The 19,157-nt window shown below is 70.8% G+C and carries 11 protein-coding genes; 6 read left to right on the top strand and 5 right to left on the bottom strand.

The window, feature by feature from the left end:
- Positions 1-17: 17 nt before the first annotated feature.
- Positions 18-8,573 (bottom strand): type I polyketide synthase, encoded by an 8,556-nt coding sequence (locus ACZ7L9_RS12375; RefSeq protein WP_471414728.1) that lies wholly within the window; start codon positions 8,571-8,573, stop codon positions 18-20.
- A gap of 53 nt (positions 8,574-8,626) precedes the next feature.
- Here ACZ7L9_RS12375 and ACZ7L9_RS12370 point away from each other — a divergent pair, with 53 nt between their 5' ends.
- Positions 8,627-8,812 (top strand): hypothetical protein, encoded by a 186-nt coding sequence (locus ACZ7L9_RS12370; RefSeq protein WP_471414726.1) that lies wholly within the window; start codon positions 8,627-8,629, stop codon positions 8,810-8,812.
- Between the two features lie 361 nt (positions 8,813-9,173).
- On the opposite strand, the gene ACZ7L9_RS12365 is transcribed toward ACZ7L9_RS12370, so the two are convergent.
- From ACZ7L9_RS12365 to ACZ7L9_RS12355, 3 genes are read right to left on the bottom strand one after another with little or no spacing between them, the layout of a single operon-like run.
- Positions 9,174-10,358 (bottom strand): cytochrome P450, encoded by a 1,185-nt coding sequence (locus ACZ7L9_RS12365; RefSeq protein WP_471414725.1) that lies wholly within the window; start codon positions 10,356-10,358, stop codon positions 9,174-9,176.
- A 31-nt stretch (positions 10,359-10,389) separates the two neighbouring features.
- Positions 10,390-11,760 carry an NAD(P)/FAD-dependent oxidoreductase gene (locus ACZ7L9_RS12360; RefSeq protein WP_471414723.1) on the bottom strand — a complete coding sequence of 457 codons (1,371 nt, stop codon included), beginning with the start codon at positions 11,758-11,760 and terminating at the stop codon, positions 10,390-10,392.
- On the bottom strand, positions 11,747-11,959 hold the full coding sequence (locus ACZ7L9_RS12355) for a ferredoxin (RefSeq protein ID WP_073781522.1): 213 nt from the start codon (positions 11,957-11,959) through the stop codon (positions 11,747-11,749). The genes ACZ7L9_RS12360 and ACZ7L9_RS12355 overlap by 14 nt, the downstream gene beginning before the upstream one ends.
- A gap of 272 nt (positions 11,960-12,231) precedes the next feature.
- Here ACZ7L9_RS12355 and ACZ7L9_RS12350 point away from each other — a divergent pair, with 272 nt between their 5' ends.
- Positions 12,232-14,079, top strand: coding sequence for a glycoside hydrolase family 15 protein (locus tag ACZ7L9_RS12350; protein ID WP_471414721.1), 1,848 nt, complete (start codon positions 12,232-12,234; stop codon positions 14,077-14,079).
- Positions 14,080-14,412: 333 nt separating this feature from the next.
- Complete coding sequence (locus tag ACZ7L9_RS12345) at positions 14,413-15,234, top strand: FadR/GntR family transcriptional regulator (RefSeq protein ID WP_471414720.1); 822 nt, start codon at positions 14,413-14,415, stop codon at positions 15,232-15,234.
- Between the two features lie 254 nt (positions 15,235-15,488).
- Here the strand turns inward: ACZ7L9_RS12345 and ACZ7L9_RS12340 are convergent, their stop codons facing one another.
- The gene (locus tag ACZ7L9_RS12340; RefSeq protein WP_471414719.1) at positions 15,489-16,676 is read right to left on the bottom strand and encodes an ROK family protein; all 1,188 of its coding nucleotides are present in this window, start codon (positions 16,674-16,676) and stop codon (positions 15,489-15,491) included.
- A 163-nt stretch (positions 16,677-16,839) separates the two neighbouring features.
- Here ACZ7L9_RS12340 and ACZ7L9_RS12335 point away from each other — a divergent pair, with 163 nt between their 5' ends.
- From ACZ7L9_RS12335 to ACZ7L9_RS12325, 3 genes are read left to right on the top strand one after another with little or no spacing between them, the layout of a single operon-like run.
- The gene (locus ACZ7L9_RS12335; RefSeq protein WP_471414717.1) at positions 16,840-17,787 is read left to right on the top strand and encodes an ABC transporter substrate-binding protein; all 948 of its coding nucleotides are present in this window, start codon (positions 16,840-16,842) and stop codon (positions 17,785-17,787) included.
- Positions 17,715-18,287: a carbohydrate ABC transporter permease gene (locus tag ACZ7L9_RS12330; RefSeq protein ID WP_471414715.1), complete on the top strand. Its 573-nt coding sequence runs from the start codon at positions 17,715-17,717 to the stop codon at positions 18,285-18,287. Before ACZ7L9_RS12335 ends, ACZ7L9_RS12330 begins: the two co-directional genes overlap by 73 nt.
- The gene (locus tag ACZ7L9_RS12325) at positions 18,284-19,153 is read left to right on the top strand and encodes a carbohydrate ABC transporter permease (RefSeq protein ID WP_471414714.1); all 870 of its coding nucleotides are present in this window, start codon (positions 18,284-18,286) and stop codon (positions 19,151-19,153) included. The genes ACZ7L9_RS12330 and ACZ7L9_RS12325 overlap by 4 nt, the downstream gene beginning before the upstream one ends.
- Positions 19,154-19,157 lie beyond the last annotated feature (4 nt).

Below are 19,157 nucleotides of genomic sequence, written 5' to 3'. Positions count from 1 at the left end.
CCTCTCCCAGGACGTCCTCAGACCCGGCTGCCGAGCCACCGGTGGACGGCGAGTGCGGTGGTACGGGCGTGTTCCTCCAGCATGGTGAAGTGGTCCCCGGGCACGGTGACCTCGGCGTGCGGCAGGCTCCAGTCCGGGGCGGGTTCGGCGCCGGGCAGCAGGTCCCGGGCTCGTACGTACAGGGTGGGACAGGCGAGCGGCGCGGGCTTCCAGTCACTGAAGAGCTCGAAGTATCCGGCCATGGCGGTGAGCCGGTCAGGCTCGGCAGAGGCGAATTCCGCCGCCCGGCGCAGCATGTCCGACGTCATCGCGGAGAGCGCTTGACCCCGGTCGCCGTGACCGGGGGGATAGGTGTCCACCAGGACGACGGCCGCCGGGGCGGCACCCTCGGACTCCAGACGCTCGGCCACGGCATGGGCCACCCAGCCACCGGCCGACCGCCCGAGCAGTACCGGGGGGCCTTCGGCCGCCGCTGCGCGGACGGCGGCGGCCTGGGCGGCGACGAGGGCGTCCAGTGTGGCGGGCAGAGCCTCTCGGGGCTCGAACCCCGGGTACCGCACCGCGGAAACCGGCCGCAGCCCTCGCAGCCCGGCACCGAGGCGCGCGTACTCCTGCGGTCCGGACAGCGCGCTGAGCGCGGGGGAGCAGACCAGCCGGGCCGCCGTGCCGCCCGCCGCGAGCATGACGGGTGCGTGCGTCGCACCGGGCGCCCCGGCCGTATCGAAGACCGGGCGCAGGCGCGCGGCGACGGTGAGGAGCACCATGCCGTCCCAGCTCTGTCCCCGGGCGCATGCGGTACGAAAGAGCGCGCCGAGGGAATCCGGTGCTCCTCCGGCATGCGGTGCGCCGGTGGCCTGCACCCGGGCGCCCGGCGGAGCGCCCGCCTCCGGACCGTCCCCCGCGCCGTCGTCCGCCGGTCGCCCCGGGGAGCCCGGAGGGCCGGCGGCCTCGGGCCGTACCGGGCCGTCGGACCCGGCGCCCGCAGGAGGTGCCTCGGCGGCATACCGCCGCGTCAGTTCGGCGGCGAGCGCGCGCGGCGTCGGGAAGTCGAACAGCAGTGTGGACGGCAGTGCCAGCCCCGTCCACGCCGCGAGCTCATTGCGCAGATCGACCGCGGCCAGGGAGTCCAGCCCCAGGTCCGCCAGCAGGGTGTCCTCGTCGATCTCGCTTGCCTCCTCCCGGTGGCCCAGGACGCGGGCTGCCAGGATCCGGACCTTGGTGAGCACCACCCCGCCCTGCTCGCCGGGGGGAGCAGCCGCCAGCACCCGGCCGAGTCGGTCCCCGCCCGCGCCGGCGGCAGACGTTCGGAGCCTGTTCGCCGCCGGGTCGCCGCCGCGGAGAGCGGCCGGAGCGAGGCGGGCCGCCACCACCACGGGTTCGTCACCGGCCACGGCGGCGTCGAAGAGGGCCAGACCTTCTTCCGGCCCGAGCGGGCCGAACCCGGAGCGGGTCATCCGCTGCCGATCCGCGTCGCCGAGGTGCGCCATCATGCCGTCGTTCTGCCGCCAGGGGCCCCAGACGATCGACGTACCGGGCAGTCCGAGCCGCCCGCGGTGTCGTGCCAAGGCATCGAGCACGCAGTTGGCCGCGGCGTAGTTGGCCTGGCCGGCGGAGCCGAAGGTACCCGCCACCGAGGAGAACAGCGCGAACACCGCCAAGTCGTGTTCCCGGGTCAGTTCGTGCAGAGCGAGAGCGGCATCCGCCTTGGGGTGCAGCACCCGCCTCAGACGGTCGGTGGTGAGCGCCGCGACGACGCCGTCGTCCAGCACTCCCGCGGTGTGCACCACGCCGGTCAGCGGGTGGGCCGCCGGTACCGCGCCGAGCAGGGCGGCGAGCGCGGTCCGGTCCGCGACGTCACAGGCGTGAACGGTCACCTGGGCACCCGCCTCACGGAGTTCGGCGACGAGTTCCCGGGCCCCTGGCGCGTCGGGCCCGCGCCGGCCGGCGAGCAGCAGATGCCGGACGCCGTGGGCGGTGACCAGGTGCCGCGCCACCAGCATGCCCAGGGAACCGGTGCCGCCGGTGACCAGGACGGTGCCCTCCGGGTCGAGCGGCAGCCGCTTCTGCGGTTTCGGTGCCGCCTTGGCCAGTGGCACCAGCTTCGGCACGTACGCCGTCCCTCGGCGTACGGCTGCCTCGGGCACCGAGGCGGCCAGCAGGGCGGGCAGGGCACTGAAGGAGTCGGGGTGTTCGTCCACGTCGATCAGGGCGAAGCGGCCCGGGTTCTCCCGCAGGGCCGAGCGGACCAGTCCCCACACCGGTGTGTGCAACGGTACGGACGCTGTTTTGCCGGATCGGCCGTCATTCCCGCGACCGGCGCCATCCGCAGGGAATCCGTCGTCGGCCGAAGTGACGACACCGGACGTCACGAGGACGAGACGGGAGCGGGACAGGTGCGGTTCGGCGAGCCATTCCTGCACGAGCCTCAGCGCCCAGTCCGCTGCCCGCAGCAGCCCGGCGGCTCGGTCCTGCGCGCCGCCGGTCGTTTCGGGCGGCGGGCACGGTGCCACGACGACGGCCGACGACGCGTCGCACGCCGCGGGTCCGGGGTACACCGGGACGCCGGAACCCGGGGGTGCGAGGACATCCACCAGCCGTGTGCCCGCCGTGCCCAGAACCCCCCAGCGGGGCATCGCCACGGGTTCGGGCGGCTCGGTCAGCGGCAACCAGTCCGTCCGGTGGAGAGCACCGGTGACCGCGTCCGCCGTCGCCGAGCCGGAACGCGGAAGGGGCCGGAGCGTCAGCGAACGGACCGTCGCCACCGGTGAGCCCGTCTCGTCGGCCAGCTCCACTCCGGCCTGCCCGTCGGGCCCGGGGGTCATCCGTACCCGCAAGCGCTGTACGCGGGTGGTGTGCACGCGCACTCCGCTGAAGGCGAACGGCAGGGACAACCCGTCGGCCGCCGGACCGGCTGTCCCGGAACCGTTCGTGACAAGGCGGTCCAGGGCCAGGGCGTGCAGCGCCGCGTCGAGCAGTGCGGGATGCAGGACGAAGTCCGGGCCGTCCGCCTCCGGGTGCGGGTCCCGGGCCGCTTCGGGCAGCGCGACGTCGGCGTACAGTTCCTCCCCGCGCCTCCAGGCGGCGTGCATGCCCTGGAAGGCGGGGCCGTAGAACAGCCCGTCGGCGGCCAGCCGCTCGTACGGTCCGGTCCCCGGACCGTCGGCATGCAGTGGCACCGCCGCCTGCGGCGGCCAGGACGCGTGCGGCCGGGGCGCGGCGCCGGTCTCGGTGGCGGCGGCTCCCCGGTTCGCGGGCGGCTGCGCCGGCGAAAGAGTGCCGGCGGCGTTCCGGAGCCAGGGCTGGTCACCCGCCGGAGTGTGCGGCCGGGAGTGGAAGAGCACGGTCCGCCGTCCCGCGTCGTCCGCCCCCGCCACCTTCACCTGCAAGGCGACGGCACCGTCCGAGGGCAAGGGCAGCGGCGCGGTCAGGACGAGCTCGTCCAGGACGGCCGCGCCCGCCAACTCGCCGGCGTGGAGGGCCATTTCGACGAAGGCGGTCGCCGGCAGCAAGATCTCCCCAGCCACCACATGGTCGGCGAGCCACGGCTGGTCGCGCACCGAGAGCACCCCGCTCAGCAGCACTCCGTCGTCGTCGGCCGTGCGGGTGTCCGACCGCAGGAACGGATGGGTGGCCTCGGCCGTCGGGGACACGGGCGGCAGCCCCGGGTCGGGCTCCAGCCAGTACCGGCGGCGCTGGAAGGCGTACGTGGGCAGTGCGACGCGCCGCCCGCCGCGCCCGGCGAAGACGGCCCGCCAGTCGACGGGCACGCCGTGGGCGTGCAGCGCGGCCAGCGTGTCGAGCAGGGCGTCCGCTTCCGGCCGCGTCCCGCGCAGTGTCGGCAGGACCAGCGGTGCCGGGCCCCGCTTGCCGCCGCCCGCTTCGCCCGTGTCCGGGTCCGCCGGGGCCGGTCCGGACGAGGCGAGGCAATCTCGTACCAGGCCGGTGAGCACCCCGTCCGGCCCCAGTTCGACGTAGTGTGCCGCGCCTCGCTCACCCAGGTGCGCCACCGAATCGGCGAAGCGGACCGGACGGCGGACATGGTCCACCCAGAACTCCGGTGTGCACAGCTCCTCGTCGGTGGCCGCCCGGCCCGGCACGGCAGAGATCAGAGGCAGCCGCGGCGCGGTGAAGGACAGACGCCGGACCACGTCCGCGAAGTCGGCCGGCACGGGCTCCATCCGAGCGGAGTGGAAGGCGTGGCCAACCCGCAGTGGCGTTGCCGAACGGCCCCGCATCCGGAAGTACGCGGCGGCCTCCCGCACCGCGGCCTCGTCGCCCGAGACGACCACCGAGGCGGGCCCGTTGACCGCGGCGATCTCCAGCGCACCACCGGTCTCGGCGAGGTGGGCGGCCACCTCGTCCGCCCCGGCGGCCAGAGCCACCATCGCGCCGCCCGGAGGCAGCGCGTTCATCAGCCGCCCCCGGGCCGCCACCAGTGTGCACGCGTCCGCGAGGGACAACACCCCGGCGACATGTGCCGCCGTCACCTCGCCCACCGAGTGCCCGGCGACCAGCCCGGGGCGTACCCCCCAGGCCTCGAACTGCCGGAACAAGGCCGTCCCCAGGGCGAAGAGCGCCGGCTGCGCGAACCGGGTCGTATGCAGCAGCGCGCCCGTCTCCGTACCGGGCCCGGCGAAAACGACGTCCCGCAGGGGCACCGGCAGCAGCGTGTCGAACAGGACAAAGCACTCGTCCAACGAACTGGCGAAGGCCGGATGCAGATCCCGCGACTCGTACAGTTCGCGGCCCATGCCGACGCGCTGGCTGCCCTGGCCGGTGAACAGCAGGGCCGGCGGGCCGTGGTGGCGGGACGTGCCCGTGCGTACTCCGTGCCGGTCGCCGCCCTCCGCCACGGCCCGCAGGGAGCCGAGCAGCTCGGCACGGTCGCGGGCCACCACCACGGCCCGGTGCTCGAAGGCCGCACGCGTGGTGGCGAGCGAGTAGCCGATGTCCACCGGGGCCGTATCAGGGGCGGCGACCACATGGTCGTACAGCCGTCGTGCCTGGGCCCGCAGCCCCGGCACGCTCCTGGCCGACACCGGAAAGGCCACCGCGACCGGTCCGGGACGTGCCGCACCTTCCAGCGCCGCCCCGGGCCCGACGCGGCCACTCGCGGTCCCGCCGTCCGCCACGGCACACGGCGGTGCGGCCTCCCCGTCGTCCGGCGCCTCTTCGAGCACCACATGGGCGTTGGTGCCGCTGATGCCGAACGAGGACACCCCCGCCCGTCGCTGACGGTCCGTAGCAGGCCACTCCACCGCCCGGGTCAGCAGCGTGATCCGCCCCGTCGACCAGTCGACACGGGGGGTCGGCTCGTCGGCGTGCAGCGTACGCGGCAGCACGCCGTGCCGCATCGCCTGCACCATTTTGATCACGCCGGCCACTCCGGCGGCGGCCTGGGTGTGACCGATGTTCGACTTCACCGAGCCCAGCCAAAGGGGACGCTGCCGCGCCTGGCGCCCGTACGTCGCGAAGAAGGCCTCCGCCTCGATGACGTCCCCCAGCCGGGTGCCGGTGCCGTGCGCCTCCACCGCGTCGATGTCCCCGGGGGTCAGCCCCGCGTCCGCGAGCGCCTGTCGGATCACCCGCTGCTGCGCCGGTCCGTGCGGTGCGGTCAGCCCGTTGCTCGCCCCGTCCTGGTTCACCGCGGAACCGCGCACCACCGCCAGTACCGGAAGTCCGGCGCGGCGCGCCTCGGACAACCGGCTCAGCAGCAGCATGCCGGCGCCCTCGGCCCACCCCGTGCCGTCGGCGGACGCACCGAACGCCTTGCATCGGCCGTTCGGAGCCAGCGCCCGCTGGCGACTGAACTCCACGAACGACGAGGGGCCCGACATCACCGTGGCGCCGCCGGCCAACGCGAAGGCACACTCACCCCGGCGCAGCGCCTGGGCCGCCAGGTGCAGGGCCACCAGGGACGAGGAACATGCCGTGTCCACGGTGATGGCAGGGCCTTCGAGGCCGAAGGTGTAGGCGATACGACCCGAGGCGACGCTTCCGGCGTTGCCGAGGCCGAGGTACCCCTCGACATGCTCGGGCGTCTTTGTCAGGTGGCGGGCGTAGTCGCTGTACATCAGCCCGACGTACACCCCGGTCGCCGAGCCGCGCAGGGTGCGGGGGACGAGACCGGCGTGCTCGAAGGCCTCCCACGCCACTTCGAGCAGCAGCCGGTGCTGCGGGTCCATGGCCGGCGCCTCGCGGGGAGAGATGCCGAAGAAGCCGGGGTCGAAGCGGTCCGCACCGGAGAGGAAACCGCCTTCGCGCACATACGTCCGTCCGAGCCGCCCGGGATCCGGGTCGTACAACGCCCGGGTGTCCCAGCCCCGGTCGGTGGGGAAGGGACCGATGGCGTCCCTCCCGTCGGCGACCAGCCGCCACAGTTCCTCGGGAGAGGCCACGTCTCCGGGATAGCGGCATGCCATCCCCACGATCACCACAGGGTCGTCGTCCGACCGGGCCGCACTCCGGTTCACGGGCCCGGCGCCGGCCGGCGCGGCGGCGTTCCGTTCCCCGAGGTGGGCGGCGAGCGCGGCGACCGTGGGGAAGTCGAAGGCGACGGCCTCGGAGAGAGGCAGGCCGGTCACCGCCGACAACCGCTCCCGCAGCACCGTCGCCGTCAGGGAGTCCATCCCCAGGTCCCGTAGTGCCGTGTTCGGCTCCACCGCTTGAGCTGCACAGCCGAGCACGGCCGCCACCTCGCTCCGCACCAGGGCCGGCAGGCCCTCCGACGGCTTCCCGGCGGCCTCCGCGCCCAGCGTCCGTGCCGGCCGGCCGGCGAGGTCCCGCCGCAGGGTCTTCCCGGAGGCGGTACGGGGAATGTCCGCCACCTCGAACAGCTCGACGGGTACCTTGAAGCCGGACAGTTCCGCACGGCAGGCGGCGAGGACGCGCCCCCTGTCCAGCACGCCGCCACCGGGCTCGGGTACCAGATAGCCGACCGGCACCTCGCCGAAGACGGGGTGCGGGCGTCCGGCCACGGCGGCGTCCGCCACCCCCGGCAGCCGCCGCAGCACCATCTCCACTTCCGAAGGGTGGATGTTCACCCCGCCTCGAACGATCAGATCACTCGCCCGGCCGGTGATGGCAAGTCCACCGAAGGCATCGATCCTGGCCAGGTCACCCGTGCGGAACCAGCCGTCGCGCAGTGCCTCCGCGGTGGCTTCCGGCCTGCCGTGGTAACCGGCCATGACCCCGGGCCCGTTGACCCACAACTCGCCCTCGCCCGTGTCCCGGCCGTCGGGGCCCCCGCCGACCCGCACCCGGGTACCGGGCAGCACGCGGCCGCACGCCCCGGACGCCGTCGCCTCGCCCGGCGCCGGCATGGTGACCGGGCCCGCCTCCGTGCTGCCGTAGTGCTCCAGATAGGGGACACGGCAGATCGCCTCGAAGGACTCGCGGAACCCGGGCCCCGCCGCGGCGCCACCGCTGACGCAACCCCGCAGCGCTGGGGCGCCAAGACCGCCGCCGTCCTTGCCGCTCTCCTCGCCCCGGACCGCGTCGAGCAACGCCGAATACGTGGTGGGGACCCCACCGAGCAGGGTGAACGAGGCTTCCCCACGCCGCAGTTCGCCGAGCACCCCCGCCACCGAGAAGCGGGGCAGCAGCACCGCGCTCGCCCCCACCGCGGTCACTCCGAGGAAGCACACCACCTGGCTCATCGCGTGATGGAGGGGGAGCGGCCACAGCACGCGGTCCTGTTCGGACAGGCCAAGGACGCCGACGAGGCCGGTCGCGACCGGCGCGAGGCGGTTGCGCTGGGTGGACAGGACGCCCTTGGGCGCGCCGGAGGAGCCCGAGGTGTAGAGCAGCCAGGCCACTTCGTCCAGTGCGAGATCGTCCCGGGCCGGCGTCCGCGGCTCCGTACCCGCCAACTCCTCGTACCGGAGAACGCCGCCCGCGCCCGCGACCGCGGCGGGCCGGCCCCCGGTTCCGCCGGCCTCGTCCGCCGACGCCTCGAAGTCCGCCCACGAAGGCAAGCCCACGCCCCCGTCCTCGGCGCCGCCTTCGACCATCACCACGGTCAGCCCGGGGCGGAACGGCAGCGTTCTCCGCCGCGTCAGGCAGGCGTCATCGGCGATGAGCATTCGTGCCCCGCTGTCGTCCAGCAAGCGGGTCAGCTCCTCCTCCGAGTTCCCGGGGTCCAGAGGTACGCCCACGCCGCTCGCCCGGGTGACGGCGAGCAGACTTTCGACCGCCTCGACACGGTTGCCGAGCAGTACGGCCACGCGGTCACCGCGCGCCAGGCCGAGTCCTGCCAGGTGACCGGCCAGCCGTGCGGTTCTCCTGTCCAGCTCCCGGTAGGTCACACGCCTGAGCCGGTCCTGGAAACAGACCTTGTCCCCGAGGCGCCGGGCGTGGCACCCGAGCAGTTCCGGCAGTGGTTTGACGATGTCGGCGTGCGGACCCACCGCATGACCTCCTTGAGACGACCCGTCGTTGAGGACGACGGCACGGTTCACCGGGTTGCGTCCCGGCGATGGGTGGACCGCGTCGGCGATATCGACCACGGTCACGTCAACCGCGATGAAGAAATGCAGCATGGCCATGCAGCACAGCACCAGCCACGTACGCACCGGGGAAGATCCGTCCCGGTGCGAAATCCTGGGCCGCCACACGCTCGCGCGCCATGGATCCCCAACCGCTGCTGCTGCAGATGAGCCAGACTCCGCACGGCGACGGCTCAGGGCTGGGGCTGGAAACCTCCTCCCGCACACGCGGGCTGCTGTACGCGGCGGGAGCGATCCGCGCCGCTGCCGCGCACGGCGTGGCCACCGTCCACATTCAAGAGAACGGTCCCTCACTCCGCGTTTGACGCCCGCGCGTTCGGCCGCTGCACCGGCGCATGGTCCGCGACGACGAGCACCAACCCCCCTTCTCCGTCTCCCGCGTCTGCTGGGCCATGACACATCTCATGGCCCACCGTGCGCTCCGTCGGCGGCCGCACGCCGCGCTCCTGTTGGATCGGATCAGTAACCGCCGTGGCCGCCGTGGTCACCACCACCGTGCTGCGGTACCTGACGGGGACCTGGCGGCGTGAGGCGCAGTGGACGCGATCGGCGGTCCCGGGCGCACCGATCGCGACACCACCGGCCACAAGGACGCCTGCCGCGAACGGCGGGCGGATGCCGCCCCAGGCGTCGTGCTTGCCCGATCACATGGGCATGGGCCGGAACTCAGAGCTGAATGGGCAGGTGGCGGGGACCGCGAAGCATGGCGTTCTGCCGGTAGGGAGGCGGGTCCTGGACCAGACGCGCCGCGCCCAGGTAGGGAATCAGCGCGCCGAGTGCGGCCTGGGCCTCGATACGGGCCAGGGGAGCGCCGTAGCACAGGTGGATACCGCTGCCGAAGCCGAGGTGCTGGTTGTCCGGGCGGGTGGGGTCGAACCGGTCGGGCTCGTGAAACCTCATGGGGTCGCGGTTGCCCGAGGCCAGCGCCAGGACGACGGATGCGCCCGTGGGGATCGTGGTGCCGGCAACTTCGATGTCGGCGTGGGGGATGCGTTCGCGCATGTGGACGGGGGGTTCGTAGCGCAGCAATTCCTCCACGGCTTGCGGCAGCAGGTCGGGGTCGCGGCGCAGGTGGTCCAGGTGCTCGGGCTGGCGCAGCAGGGTGAGCACCCCGTTGGTGATCAGGTTGACGGTGGTTTCGTGTCCGGCTATGAGCAGCAGTACGGCTGTTTCTGCCAGTTCTTCCTGGGTGAGCCGCAGGGTCGGATCCGGCTCGTTGACGAAGGCGGAGAGCATGTCGTCCTCCGGACGGCCGCGGCGCTGTTCGGCGAGGTCGACCAGGTATCCGCCCATCTCGACCCGTGCCTGGTCGCCGGCCTTGTCCGCCTCGGTGGTGTTCTGGCCGGGCCGGACATCGGCGGCTGTGACCAGAGCGTCGGACCAGGCCCGGAACAGCGGCTCGTCCTCGCGGGGGACGCCGAGCAGGCGGCAGATCACTGTGACGGGCAGCGGGTAGGCGAAGTCGTCGACGATGTCGATCTGCCGCGCTGCCTCGAAGGATGCCAGCAGTTCCTTGGTGATCTGGTCGATCTCCCCGCGCATGGCGTCCACCCGGCCCGGGTTGTGTGGTGGCCCGAAGGGCCGCATGGCCAGCGTGCGCAGCCTGTGGTGCTCCGGGTCGTCGAGCCGCAGGAACGGCGGCTTGTGTGTCACTTCGCCACGGGTACGGGGGTCGACACTCATGCGTGGGTCGTGAAGGAGTGCGGCGATCTCGTGGTATGTGCCGATCAGGTAACTGTCGTCCGCCTGCCATACCACGGGACCGGCCGCGCGGAGTTCCGCATACAGCGGGTAGGGGTTGGGGCGGCTGGCGTAGTCGGTTATCCGTGCCAGCAGGGTCTCGGAGTCCATGATGGCTCCTCGTCGTGGGACGGGACGCGTGTCAGCGCGGGTGCTGCAGCACGGTCAGTCGGCGGTCGGGCAGGTATCCGGTGAGTGCCACGGTGGGGCCGTGGGACAGCCCCTTCGGATCCGGTACGTCGGACGGAATCGGGACGTCGGCCGCGAGCGCACGGTCCAGCGCGCCGGGCGGGGGTGGGAACGGGGCCGCGGTCTCGATCAGGTGCCGGTAGTAGTTGAGCGACTTGGCCATGTCGACGGTGACCGCGGCGGTGACCCGCCCTTGGTAGCCGTAGACCATTGCCAGACGGCGCGCCTCCAAAGAGCCCTGGGCGATGACCACGTGGTCGGAGAAGGTCGGTACGCCCACGGACTTGATGTTGAGCCCGAACTGGGTCGACCAGAATGTCGGGATGGCCAGGTGCGGGCGCTGCCTGGGCCCCGGGTTGATCATGTTGTGGGCTGCCACTTCGGCCTGCTCGACCGCGTTGCCCCAGTGCTCCAGGGAGAGCATCTGGTAACCGAAGAGCGGGTGGGGGAAGCGGGAGACGTCGCCGGCCACGAAGACGTCGTCGGTGACGATGCCGTACATGTTGAAGGCGCGGCACCCGGCGTCGCAGGCGATCCCGCGCGGGCCCGCCGCCAGTCCGGAGTCGGCCAGCCATTCGACGTTGCGGACCGCCCCCAGCGCCACGACGCACACGTCCGCGTCGACACGCGTGCCGTCGGACAGGTCCGCGCCGGTGAAGCTGCCGTTCCCGCGCAGGGCGGTGACGGTTACTCCGCAGCGCAGGTCTACGCCGTGGTTGCGCTGCATGACGGCCGCGAGCTTCGACAGGGTGCCGCCGAGTGCGCCCACCAGGGGCGCGGGGCCGCGTTCGGCAACCGTGACGTCCAGTCCGCGCTCCCGGCAGGCCGAGGCGATCTCCGAGCCGGTGAAACCGGCACCGATCACCAGCACCCGCCTCGGCCCGGCGTCCAGTCGCTCGGCCAGTCCTGCGGCATCCTCACGTGTGCGCAGGGTGAACACCCCGTCCAGGGCGCCCTCTGCCGGGTTGGGCCAGGGCCGCGCCCGGGTCCCTGTGGCGATCAGCAGCCGGTCGTACGGCAGCGACTCTCCGTCCGCCAGCAGCACCCGCTTCTCCAGAGGGTCCAGCCCGGTGGCGGCCGTTCCCAGCCGCCAATCGGCGTCCGGGTCCCGGCGCATAGGCAGTTCGGTGGTGTCCGCCGTTGCCTGGCCGAGAAGTACCTGCTTGGAGAGCGGCGGCCGGTCGTAGGGCGGATGGGGTTCGTCCCCGACCACCGTGAGGGAGCCGGTGAAGCCCTCTTCGCGCAGCGTCTCCGCGGCCCTCAGCCCAGCCAGAGACGCACCGACGAGCACGATCCGGCCCTCCCGAAGATCACCGGCGGCCATCGGGGTTCACCTCTTCACCGACGAGGATGGCCTGGACCGGACAGGCCGCCGCAGCCTGGCGCACGTGTTCGGCCTGGTCGTCCGGGACGGCCGTGGCGTACAGCAATCCTTCCTCGCCGTGCAGTTCGAACATCTTTGGTGCGAGGAATACGCACTGTGCATAGCCCTGGCAGCGCGTGAGGTCCACTACGGTTCGCATCCCCACCACTTCCTCTGTCGCCACACCCCCCTCTTTCTTCCAGCATGAGCCGAGCACCGCAGGCTCGCACGGCGACTGCTCGCGGGGCACTGTCGGGTCGGTTGTCAGCCCGTGGCCCCGTCGAAGTCGAACCCGGCGCCGGTGCGGCTCGGGCATCGGCGCCCCCGCATCCTGAGCGCTGCTCGCGTACCCGGCCCGTGTGGTGCTCCCCTGGCGTCCCTGGCAGACCAAGACGACAGTGGAAGAAGGGCCTCAGAAAGGCGAGCAGGACGATGGACCGTTACCCGCCCATCGCCGACCACGGCGTCGTCGGCGATCTGGAGACAGCCGCCCTGGTTTCTTCGCAGGGGGTCATCGACTGGTTCGCGGCCCCCCGGTTCGACTCGCCCAGCATATTCGCCGCCCTACTCGATCATGATCGCGGCGGCCGTTTCCTGTTCGCTCCGGAGGCCAGGGGCGCCACGTGCAAGCAGCTTTACTATCCCGACACCGCGGTCCTGGTGACGCGTTTTCTGTCGCCCGACGGGGTTGGGGAGGTATTCGACTGCATGCCGCCGGGCCGAACCGGCAGGGCCACCGACCGGCATACACTGATCCGGGGAGTGCGGGCAGTACGTGGCAGTATGCGCTTCGTGTTGGAGTGTCGGCCGCGGTTCGACTACGGCCGGGCCGACCATGAGCTCGACGTCCGCGACGGCACCGCGACCTTCCGGGCTCCGGGTGTCACCGCGTATGTGCAGAGCACGTTCCCCTTGCAGCCGGACGGCAGGGACGTACGGGGTGCCGTCACTTTGAACGCGGGGCAGGTGGCTGCCGCGGTGTTCACCGTCGACACCGTGGACAGTCAGCCCCCGGTTCCCCCGACACCGGACGGCGTGATCAGCCAGTTCTGGGACGTGGTGGGATTCTGGCAGCGCTGGGTTCGCGCCTCCCGGTACCGTGGGCGCTGGCCGGGAGTGGTGAACCGGTCGGCCATCACTCTCAAACTGCTCACCTACGCTCCGACGGGCGCTCCGGTCGCCGCAGCCACCATGGGTCTGCCTGAGCAGATCGGCGGGGAACGCAACTGGGACTACCGGTACACCTGGGTCCGTGACGGTTCTTTGTCGGTGCGGGCCCTGCTCGACCTCGGGTATGTCGAAGAGGCGGCGCACTTCACTCGTTGGCTGGGAGACCGCTTCCGAGCTCGTGAGGGCATCGGAGGTGAACCGCTGCAGATCATGTACCGCGTCGACGGAGATCCTCAGCTTCCGGAGGAGGAGCTCACACACTTCGAGGGCTATCGCGGCTCGTATCCGGTGAGGGCCGGGAACGGCGCCGCCGATCAGTTGCAGCTGGATATTTACGGCGAGGCGCTTTACGCGTTGGCCGAGGGCGGCGAGATCACCATGCGGGCCGGCTATCACGGCTGGAAGAACGTCGCCCGGACGTTGGACTGGCTTGCTGACTCCTGGGACCGGCCCGACGAGGGCGTGTGGGAAACCCGCGGCGGGCGCAAGGACTTCACCTTCAGTCGAGTGATGTCCTGGGTGGCCTTCGATCGGGGGCTGCGCTTGGCGGCCGAGTACAGCCGTCCCGCCGACACGGTGCGGTGGACCGCCTCTCGTGATGCCATCCTTGAACAGGTGATGGAACGCGGCTGGAACGAGAAGTCCCAGGCTCTCGTGCAGCACTACGGAGGCGAAGTCCTCGATGCCGCGCTGCTGCTCATCCCCCGCGTCGGCTTTCTGGCTCCGAAGACGGAGAGCTGGCTGTCCACGCTCGACGCCATGGAACGCACCCTCGTGTCGGACAGCCTTGTCTATCGCTATGACCCCGAGGCCTCCCCCGACGGACTGCGCGGCTCCGAAGGCACCTTCAGCCTGTGCACCTTCCTCTATGTGGACGCCCTCGCCCGCGCTGGGCGCTTGCGCCCGGCGCGTTACGCCTTCGAGAAGATGCAGACCTACGCCAACCATGTCGGTCTGTTTGCCGAGGAGATAGGCCCCAGCGGTGAGCAGCTGGGCAATTTCCCGCAGGCGTTCACTCATCTGTCGTTGATCATGGCCGCGACTACTTTGGACGATGCCCTCGACCGGCAGCGCATGGAAACCTTCGATGCCCCTTTGGAAGAACGGTGAGCCATAGTGCCCCATCTTCGTGTTCGGCTCAGTCCTCGGAGCCGTTGATGATGACGGACAGGTGTCGCGAGCCGCGAGCCCCGCAGGACCGGCAGAGGAGGACCGCAGCAGCCGGCGCGAGTTGGCGTTGAAGTGGAGCGAGGCACTGAAGTCGCTGCACCGGCCGTCGCGGGGCTGAGTGTCGCGGCGAACACAGAATGACGTCAACCCCCATGGGTCTGATTTGCCAGATATTGCGCATCAGATAGATCTGGAAAACCAGTTTGGTAGTCTCGATGGAGAGCTTGCCCTCTCGCCCGCGAGCGGGCCCGTAGAGGAGACCGAGGAGCGAGGTTGACCCGACGCGAGCCGTCGCCACCTGTGCCACAACAGGCGGGTGCGGCGGGTGCTTATCGACCCGGTTACGAGATTGCCGCGGAGCGGATCCTCGAGTACATCGTCCAGGAACGCCTCGAGCCCGGTGCTCGCCTGCTGACGGAGAAGGACCTGGCCGACGCCGTCCAGATGAGCAGAACGGTGGTCAGGGAGGCGGTGAAGATCCTCTCCGCCCTGGGGCGGCTCTCCGTGCAGAAGGGCAGGGGCATCTATGTCGCCGAGCCGGGGGGCGACTTGTGGCGGGAGTCGGTCTCCCACTTCCTGCCCGCGAACCTTCAGCAGGTGGACGAGATGTTCGAGTTCCGCCGCTTCGTGGAGACCACCACCGCGCGTATGGCGGCGCAGCGGGCCGTACCCTCCCAGGTGAAGGCGCTGCGCGAAGCGGCACAGCAGTCGGCGGACGCGGCAGAACGCAACGACATCAGAGCGTTCAACCAGGCCGACGAGCTGTTCCACGGCAGGGTCGGGACCGCAGCGGCCAACACCTTCTTTTCTGCGACCCTCGAGTCCGTCCAGCGGCTCCAGCGGCAGGTCAGCGCCATCGGGCTGGCAGGCAACACGAGTGGGTCGCTAGTGGTGGCCGCAGAGCAGCACCTGGCGATCGCGGACGCGATCGCGTCCGGAGAAGAGGACCGGGCAGCAGTGCTCATGGCCGAGCACATAGACCTTACGCAGGAGCAGTTCCAGCGGGAAATCCGCCACCGCCTCTTCCCTCCCGATAACGCGGCCCCGACCAGCAACCAGTCACCGGACGTGCTGGACGACCACGCGCACCACTGACGCGAGCACCGCCGCAGGCTCAGCCTTGAATTCGATCGCGACGGCCTCGTGGACCAGGGCGGGAGAGGTGGTGTGGTCGAGGTGCACGCTTCGCCGATGTGCCGTCGACGAGGAGATCGACGCCACCAGTCTGGCCGCTCGGAGTGACAGACTCTTCGCTCGCCGGCCAGGGGTCCGGTTACTCAAGGTGCTCGACCAACGAGCCTGAGGACGGCGGCAGTTCTGGCGATGACGCGGCAAGTGGACTGATTCCGTCACTCGTTCGCGGTGAGGAACAGCCTGGCCTCGACCGCGTTCAATGCGATCCGCACGGCACCCAGTGCGACGGCGTCGTCCCCGAGGTCGGAGACCTCGACACGGGGTTCGAACACGCACGCAGTGGCAAGGTGCTGCCGGATGGGCTCGACGACGACTTCCCCGACGCACGACAGAGGTCCGCCGATGACGACGACCTCCGGGTCGATGGCGACGATGAGCCCTTCGACGGTCTTGACGAGTTCGCGTGCGAAGGTCTTGACCGCGCGCACGGCGACCGGTTCTCCGCGTGCCGCGTCTTCGAAGACCGGCCGCGCGTCCGGGATCAGTACCTCGGGCGACTGGTCATGGACCGGGCCCGGCACCGCCTGGCCGCAGAGTCGGCGGTAGGCCTTGACCAGGCGCGTTCCGCTGCTCAAGGTGAGCTCGCCGGCGGCGCCGTGGCGCCCGCGGGGGATGTGGCCGTCGATGAGGAAGCCGGTTCCCATCCGGAGTCCGGCGTGGAGATAGACGACGTTGTCGGCCGACGTGGCCGCGCCGATCCAGCGTTCGGCGACCGCGCCGGCGCGCATGTCGTTCTCGACGGCGATCGGTGCGGAGACGAGGTCGCCGAGTTCCGCGGCGAAGTCGAGGCCGGTCCAACCCGGCAGCAGCGACAAGGCGACGCGCCCCTCGGCATCGACGATGCCGGTCGTCGCGACCGCCATGCTCAGGACCTGCTCGTCGACGACCGAAGCCTGGGCCATCGCCGCGCTCACGCCGCGCCGGATGACGTCGATCCGCTCGGCACGCCCGGCCCGGACCGGGACGTCGGCCCGATGGGCTGCGATCACCGTGCCCATCAGATCGGTCACCAGCACGCGCGTAGAGTCCGGTCCCACGTCGACGCCCAGCACGTAGCCGTACCGGGCCCGGAAGCAGAAATGCCGGGCCGGGCGTCCGGCTGCGCGGGCCCCGGTCGTGGTCGCCGGGACCTCTTCGAGCAGCCCCTGGGCCAGCAGCTCCTCGACGACATCCTCGGCCGTCGGCCGGGAGACGCCAACGGCCTTCGCGATCTGAGCCAGCCTCAGCGAGGCGGCGGCGTTGGGCTCTGCCGGACTCCGCCGCCTCGCCTGGTGCAGGACCCTCAGCACTGCGGCTGAGTTGAGTCGGCGCAGCACCGACGGATCTCCGCTCAGAACACTCACATGCATCGTCCCTTGACCCTCGTCGTATCGGCGTGCCACACTACCGCCCCAACCATAAGAAAAGAAAGTTTCATTAAAAATCCGCAGGTCGGGCGGAGCAGAGCAATGCGGATGGATCCATCGACACCCGTCGGTTTCCGGCGGTCATTCAAGGAGAACTGCAATGCACAGATCCCGAAGGATCGGCCTGCGCGCGATCGCCGCAGTCACGGCTGTCGTGCCCCTGGCGCTCAGCGGGTGCACGGCCGGCACCGCCGACTCCACCCACGGCGCCAAAGGCGACGGCAAGAACGTGACGCTCACCTTCCTCACGTTCGAGTCTCCGAATCTGAGCGCGTCGTACTGGGACGCCGCGATCGCCCGCGCGACGGCGAAGGTGCCGGGTGTGACGATCAAGAAGCTGGTCGGCACGAACAGCGCCGCGTACCTCCAGCAGCTCTACGCCTCGGGTCAGGCGCCGGACATCATGACGAGCATCCCGCCGGACGGTTTCGCCCAGAAGGGCGAGCTGGCCGAGTGGAGCCCCAGTGACACGAAGAACTTCGTGGACCCACACGCCGGAGCCATCGGCGGCAAGACCTACGCGCTGCCGTCCAACGTCCAGGCGATCCCGCTCGTGTACTACAACAAGAAGTACTTCGCGAAGGCGGGGATCGCCGCGCCGCCGACCAACTACGCAGAATTCCTTGCGGACTGCGCCAAGCTCAAGGCCGCCGGCATCACCCCGATCGAGGTCGGCGGCGGCGGCCAGGACACCTGGGCGGCGGCCTTCGGGCTGGGGGCAACGGTCTCGGCCGACGTCCTGACCAAGCAGCCGGACTGGTTCGTCCAGCGCAACGCCGACAAGGTGAAGTTCGCCGATCCCGCGTTCACAGCGGCAGCCAAGAAGGTCGCCGACCTGTCGGCCAAGGGCTACCTCGACTCGGCCGGGCTGAGCCGCTCGTATGCCGACACCGAGCAGGCGTTCCGCAACGGCAAGGCGGCGATGTACCCGATGGGGTCGTGGTTCTCCGCCTCGGTGGACAAGAAGAAGCCGGAATGCGCGCGATCTTCTTCGTCCCGGTGGTCCTGTCCTCGGTCGTCGTCGGCGTCATCTGGGAGACGATCCTGACCGACGACGGACTGCTCAACCGCACGTTGCATGGCATGGGCGTCGCGCATCCGCCGGGGTGGCTGTCCGATCCGGGGATCGCGTTGTACAGCGTCGCGTCGATCATGTGCTGGCAGTCGCTCGGCGTATGCGTGGTCATCTATCTCGCGGGGCTGCAGAGCGTGCCGCGAGAACTGATGGAAGCCGCCGCCATTGACGGAGCCGGACCCGTGACCCGATTCCGCGCCGTCACCTGGCCCATGCTCGCGCCGGCCGTGACCATCACCACCGTCCTGCTGCTGATCGGCGGATTCAAGGCCTATGACCAGGTCAAAGTCATGACGAACGGCGGGCCGGGCATCGGCACCACATACACCCTGGCCTTCGACGTCGTGGAGACCGGGATCAACGGCCCGCATGTCGGGTACGGCGCGGCGAAGGCCACGATGATGCTCCTGCTGATCGCGGTCGTCTCCACGGCGGTGCTCCGCGTCCTGCGGCGCCGCGAGGTCGAGCAGTGACCGCCGCGGAAATGCCACGCGGCGCCGTGCCGCGGCGACTCCGGCGTTCGACCGGTCCACTGCGCACGCTGTCCGCCCTGCTGGTGACGGCGCTCTTTGCCCTGCCGATCTACCTCGTGCTGGCGAACACCCTGAAGCCGGGCGCCGAGATCTTCGCAAATCCTGGGTCCCTGCCGCTGCACCCCACCTTGGCGAACCTGCGCGGTGTCCTGGAGCGGCCCGACCAATTGTTCTGGTCCGGGCTGATCAACAGCGTGCAGGTGACGGCCTTGTCCATCGTCGTCTCGACGGTGATATCGGCAATGCTGGCGCACTATCTCGTGCGGGCAGGAACGCGTACCGCGCGGGTCGTCACCGTCCTGGTCCTCACAGGGCTGACGATTCCCAGCGCCGTCACGCTCGAGCCGGTGATGGAGGTGCTCAGGTACCTGCATCTGATGTCGACCGTCCCCGGCCTCATCCTGGTCAACGTCGCCGCGAACATCCCGTTCGGCGCGCTGGTCTTCATGGGGTTCATCAAGAACATCCCGGTGGAACTCGAGGAGGCCGCGGCGATCGACGGCGCCGGGCCGGTGCGGACGTTCTGGGCGATCGTCTTCCCGCTCATGCGGCCGGCCGCCGCCAGCGTCCTGATCTTCACGGCCGTCAGCGTGTGGAACGACTTCATCACGCCGCTCATCATCCTGGGGCCGGCCAACGGCAACACCGTCACGGTCGGCATGTACCGCCAAGTCAGCGAGCACGTATCCGACTTCGGGGCGGTGTTCGCCTTCATGGTGCTGGCGACGATCCCGATCCTGATCCTCTTCCTGTTCTTCCAGCGCTACTTCATCAAGGGCCTGCTCGGCGGGGCCACGAAAGGATGATCCA

The organism is Streptomyces sp. NPDC111516, assembly GCF_055635345.1.
This window is presented reverse-complemented; position numbering and strand designations above follow the sequence as displayed.

What these genes read in the sequence shown, in the direction of transcription:
- ACZ7L9_RS12335 (WP_471414717.1), top strand. Translation starts at nt 16,840, where the DNA reads ATGCACAGATCCCGAAGGATCGGCCTGCGCGCGATCGCCGCAGTCACG.
- ACZ7L9_RS12360 (WP_471414723.1), bottom strand. Translation starts at nt 11,760, where the DNA reads ATGGCCGCCGGTGATCTTCGGGAGGGCCGGATCGTGCTCGTCGGTGCG.
- ACZ7L9_RS12350 (WP_471414721.1), top strand. Translation starts at nt 12,232, where the DNA reads ATGGACCGTTACCCGCCCATCGCCGACCACGGCGTCGTCGGCGATCTG.
- ACZ7L9_RS12365 (WP_471414725.1), bottom strand. Translation starts at nt 10,358, where the DNA reads ATGGACTCCGAGACCCTGCTGGCACGGATAACCGACTACGCCAGCCGC.
- ACZ7L9_RS12370 (WP_471414726.1), top strand. Translation starts at nt 8,627, where the DNA reads ATGGATCCCCAACCGCTGCTGCTGCAGATGAGCCAGACTCCGCACGGC.
- ACZ7L9_RS12330 (WP_471414715.1), top strand. Translation starts at nt 17,715, where the DNA reads ATGCGCGCGATCTTCTTCGTCCCGGTGGTCCTGTCCTCGGTCGTCGTC.
- ACZ7L9_RS12355 (WP_073781522.1), bottom strand. Translation starts at nt 11,959, where the DNA reads ATGCGAACCGTAGTGGACCTCACGCGCTGCCAGGGCTATGCACAGTGC.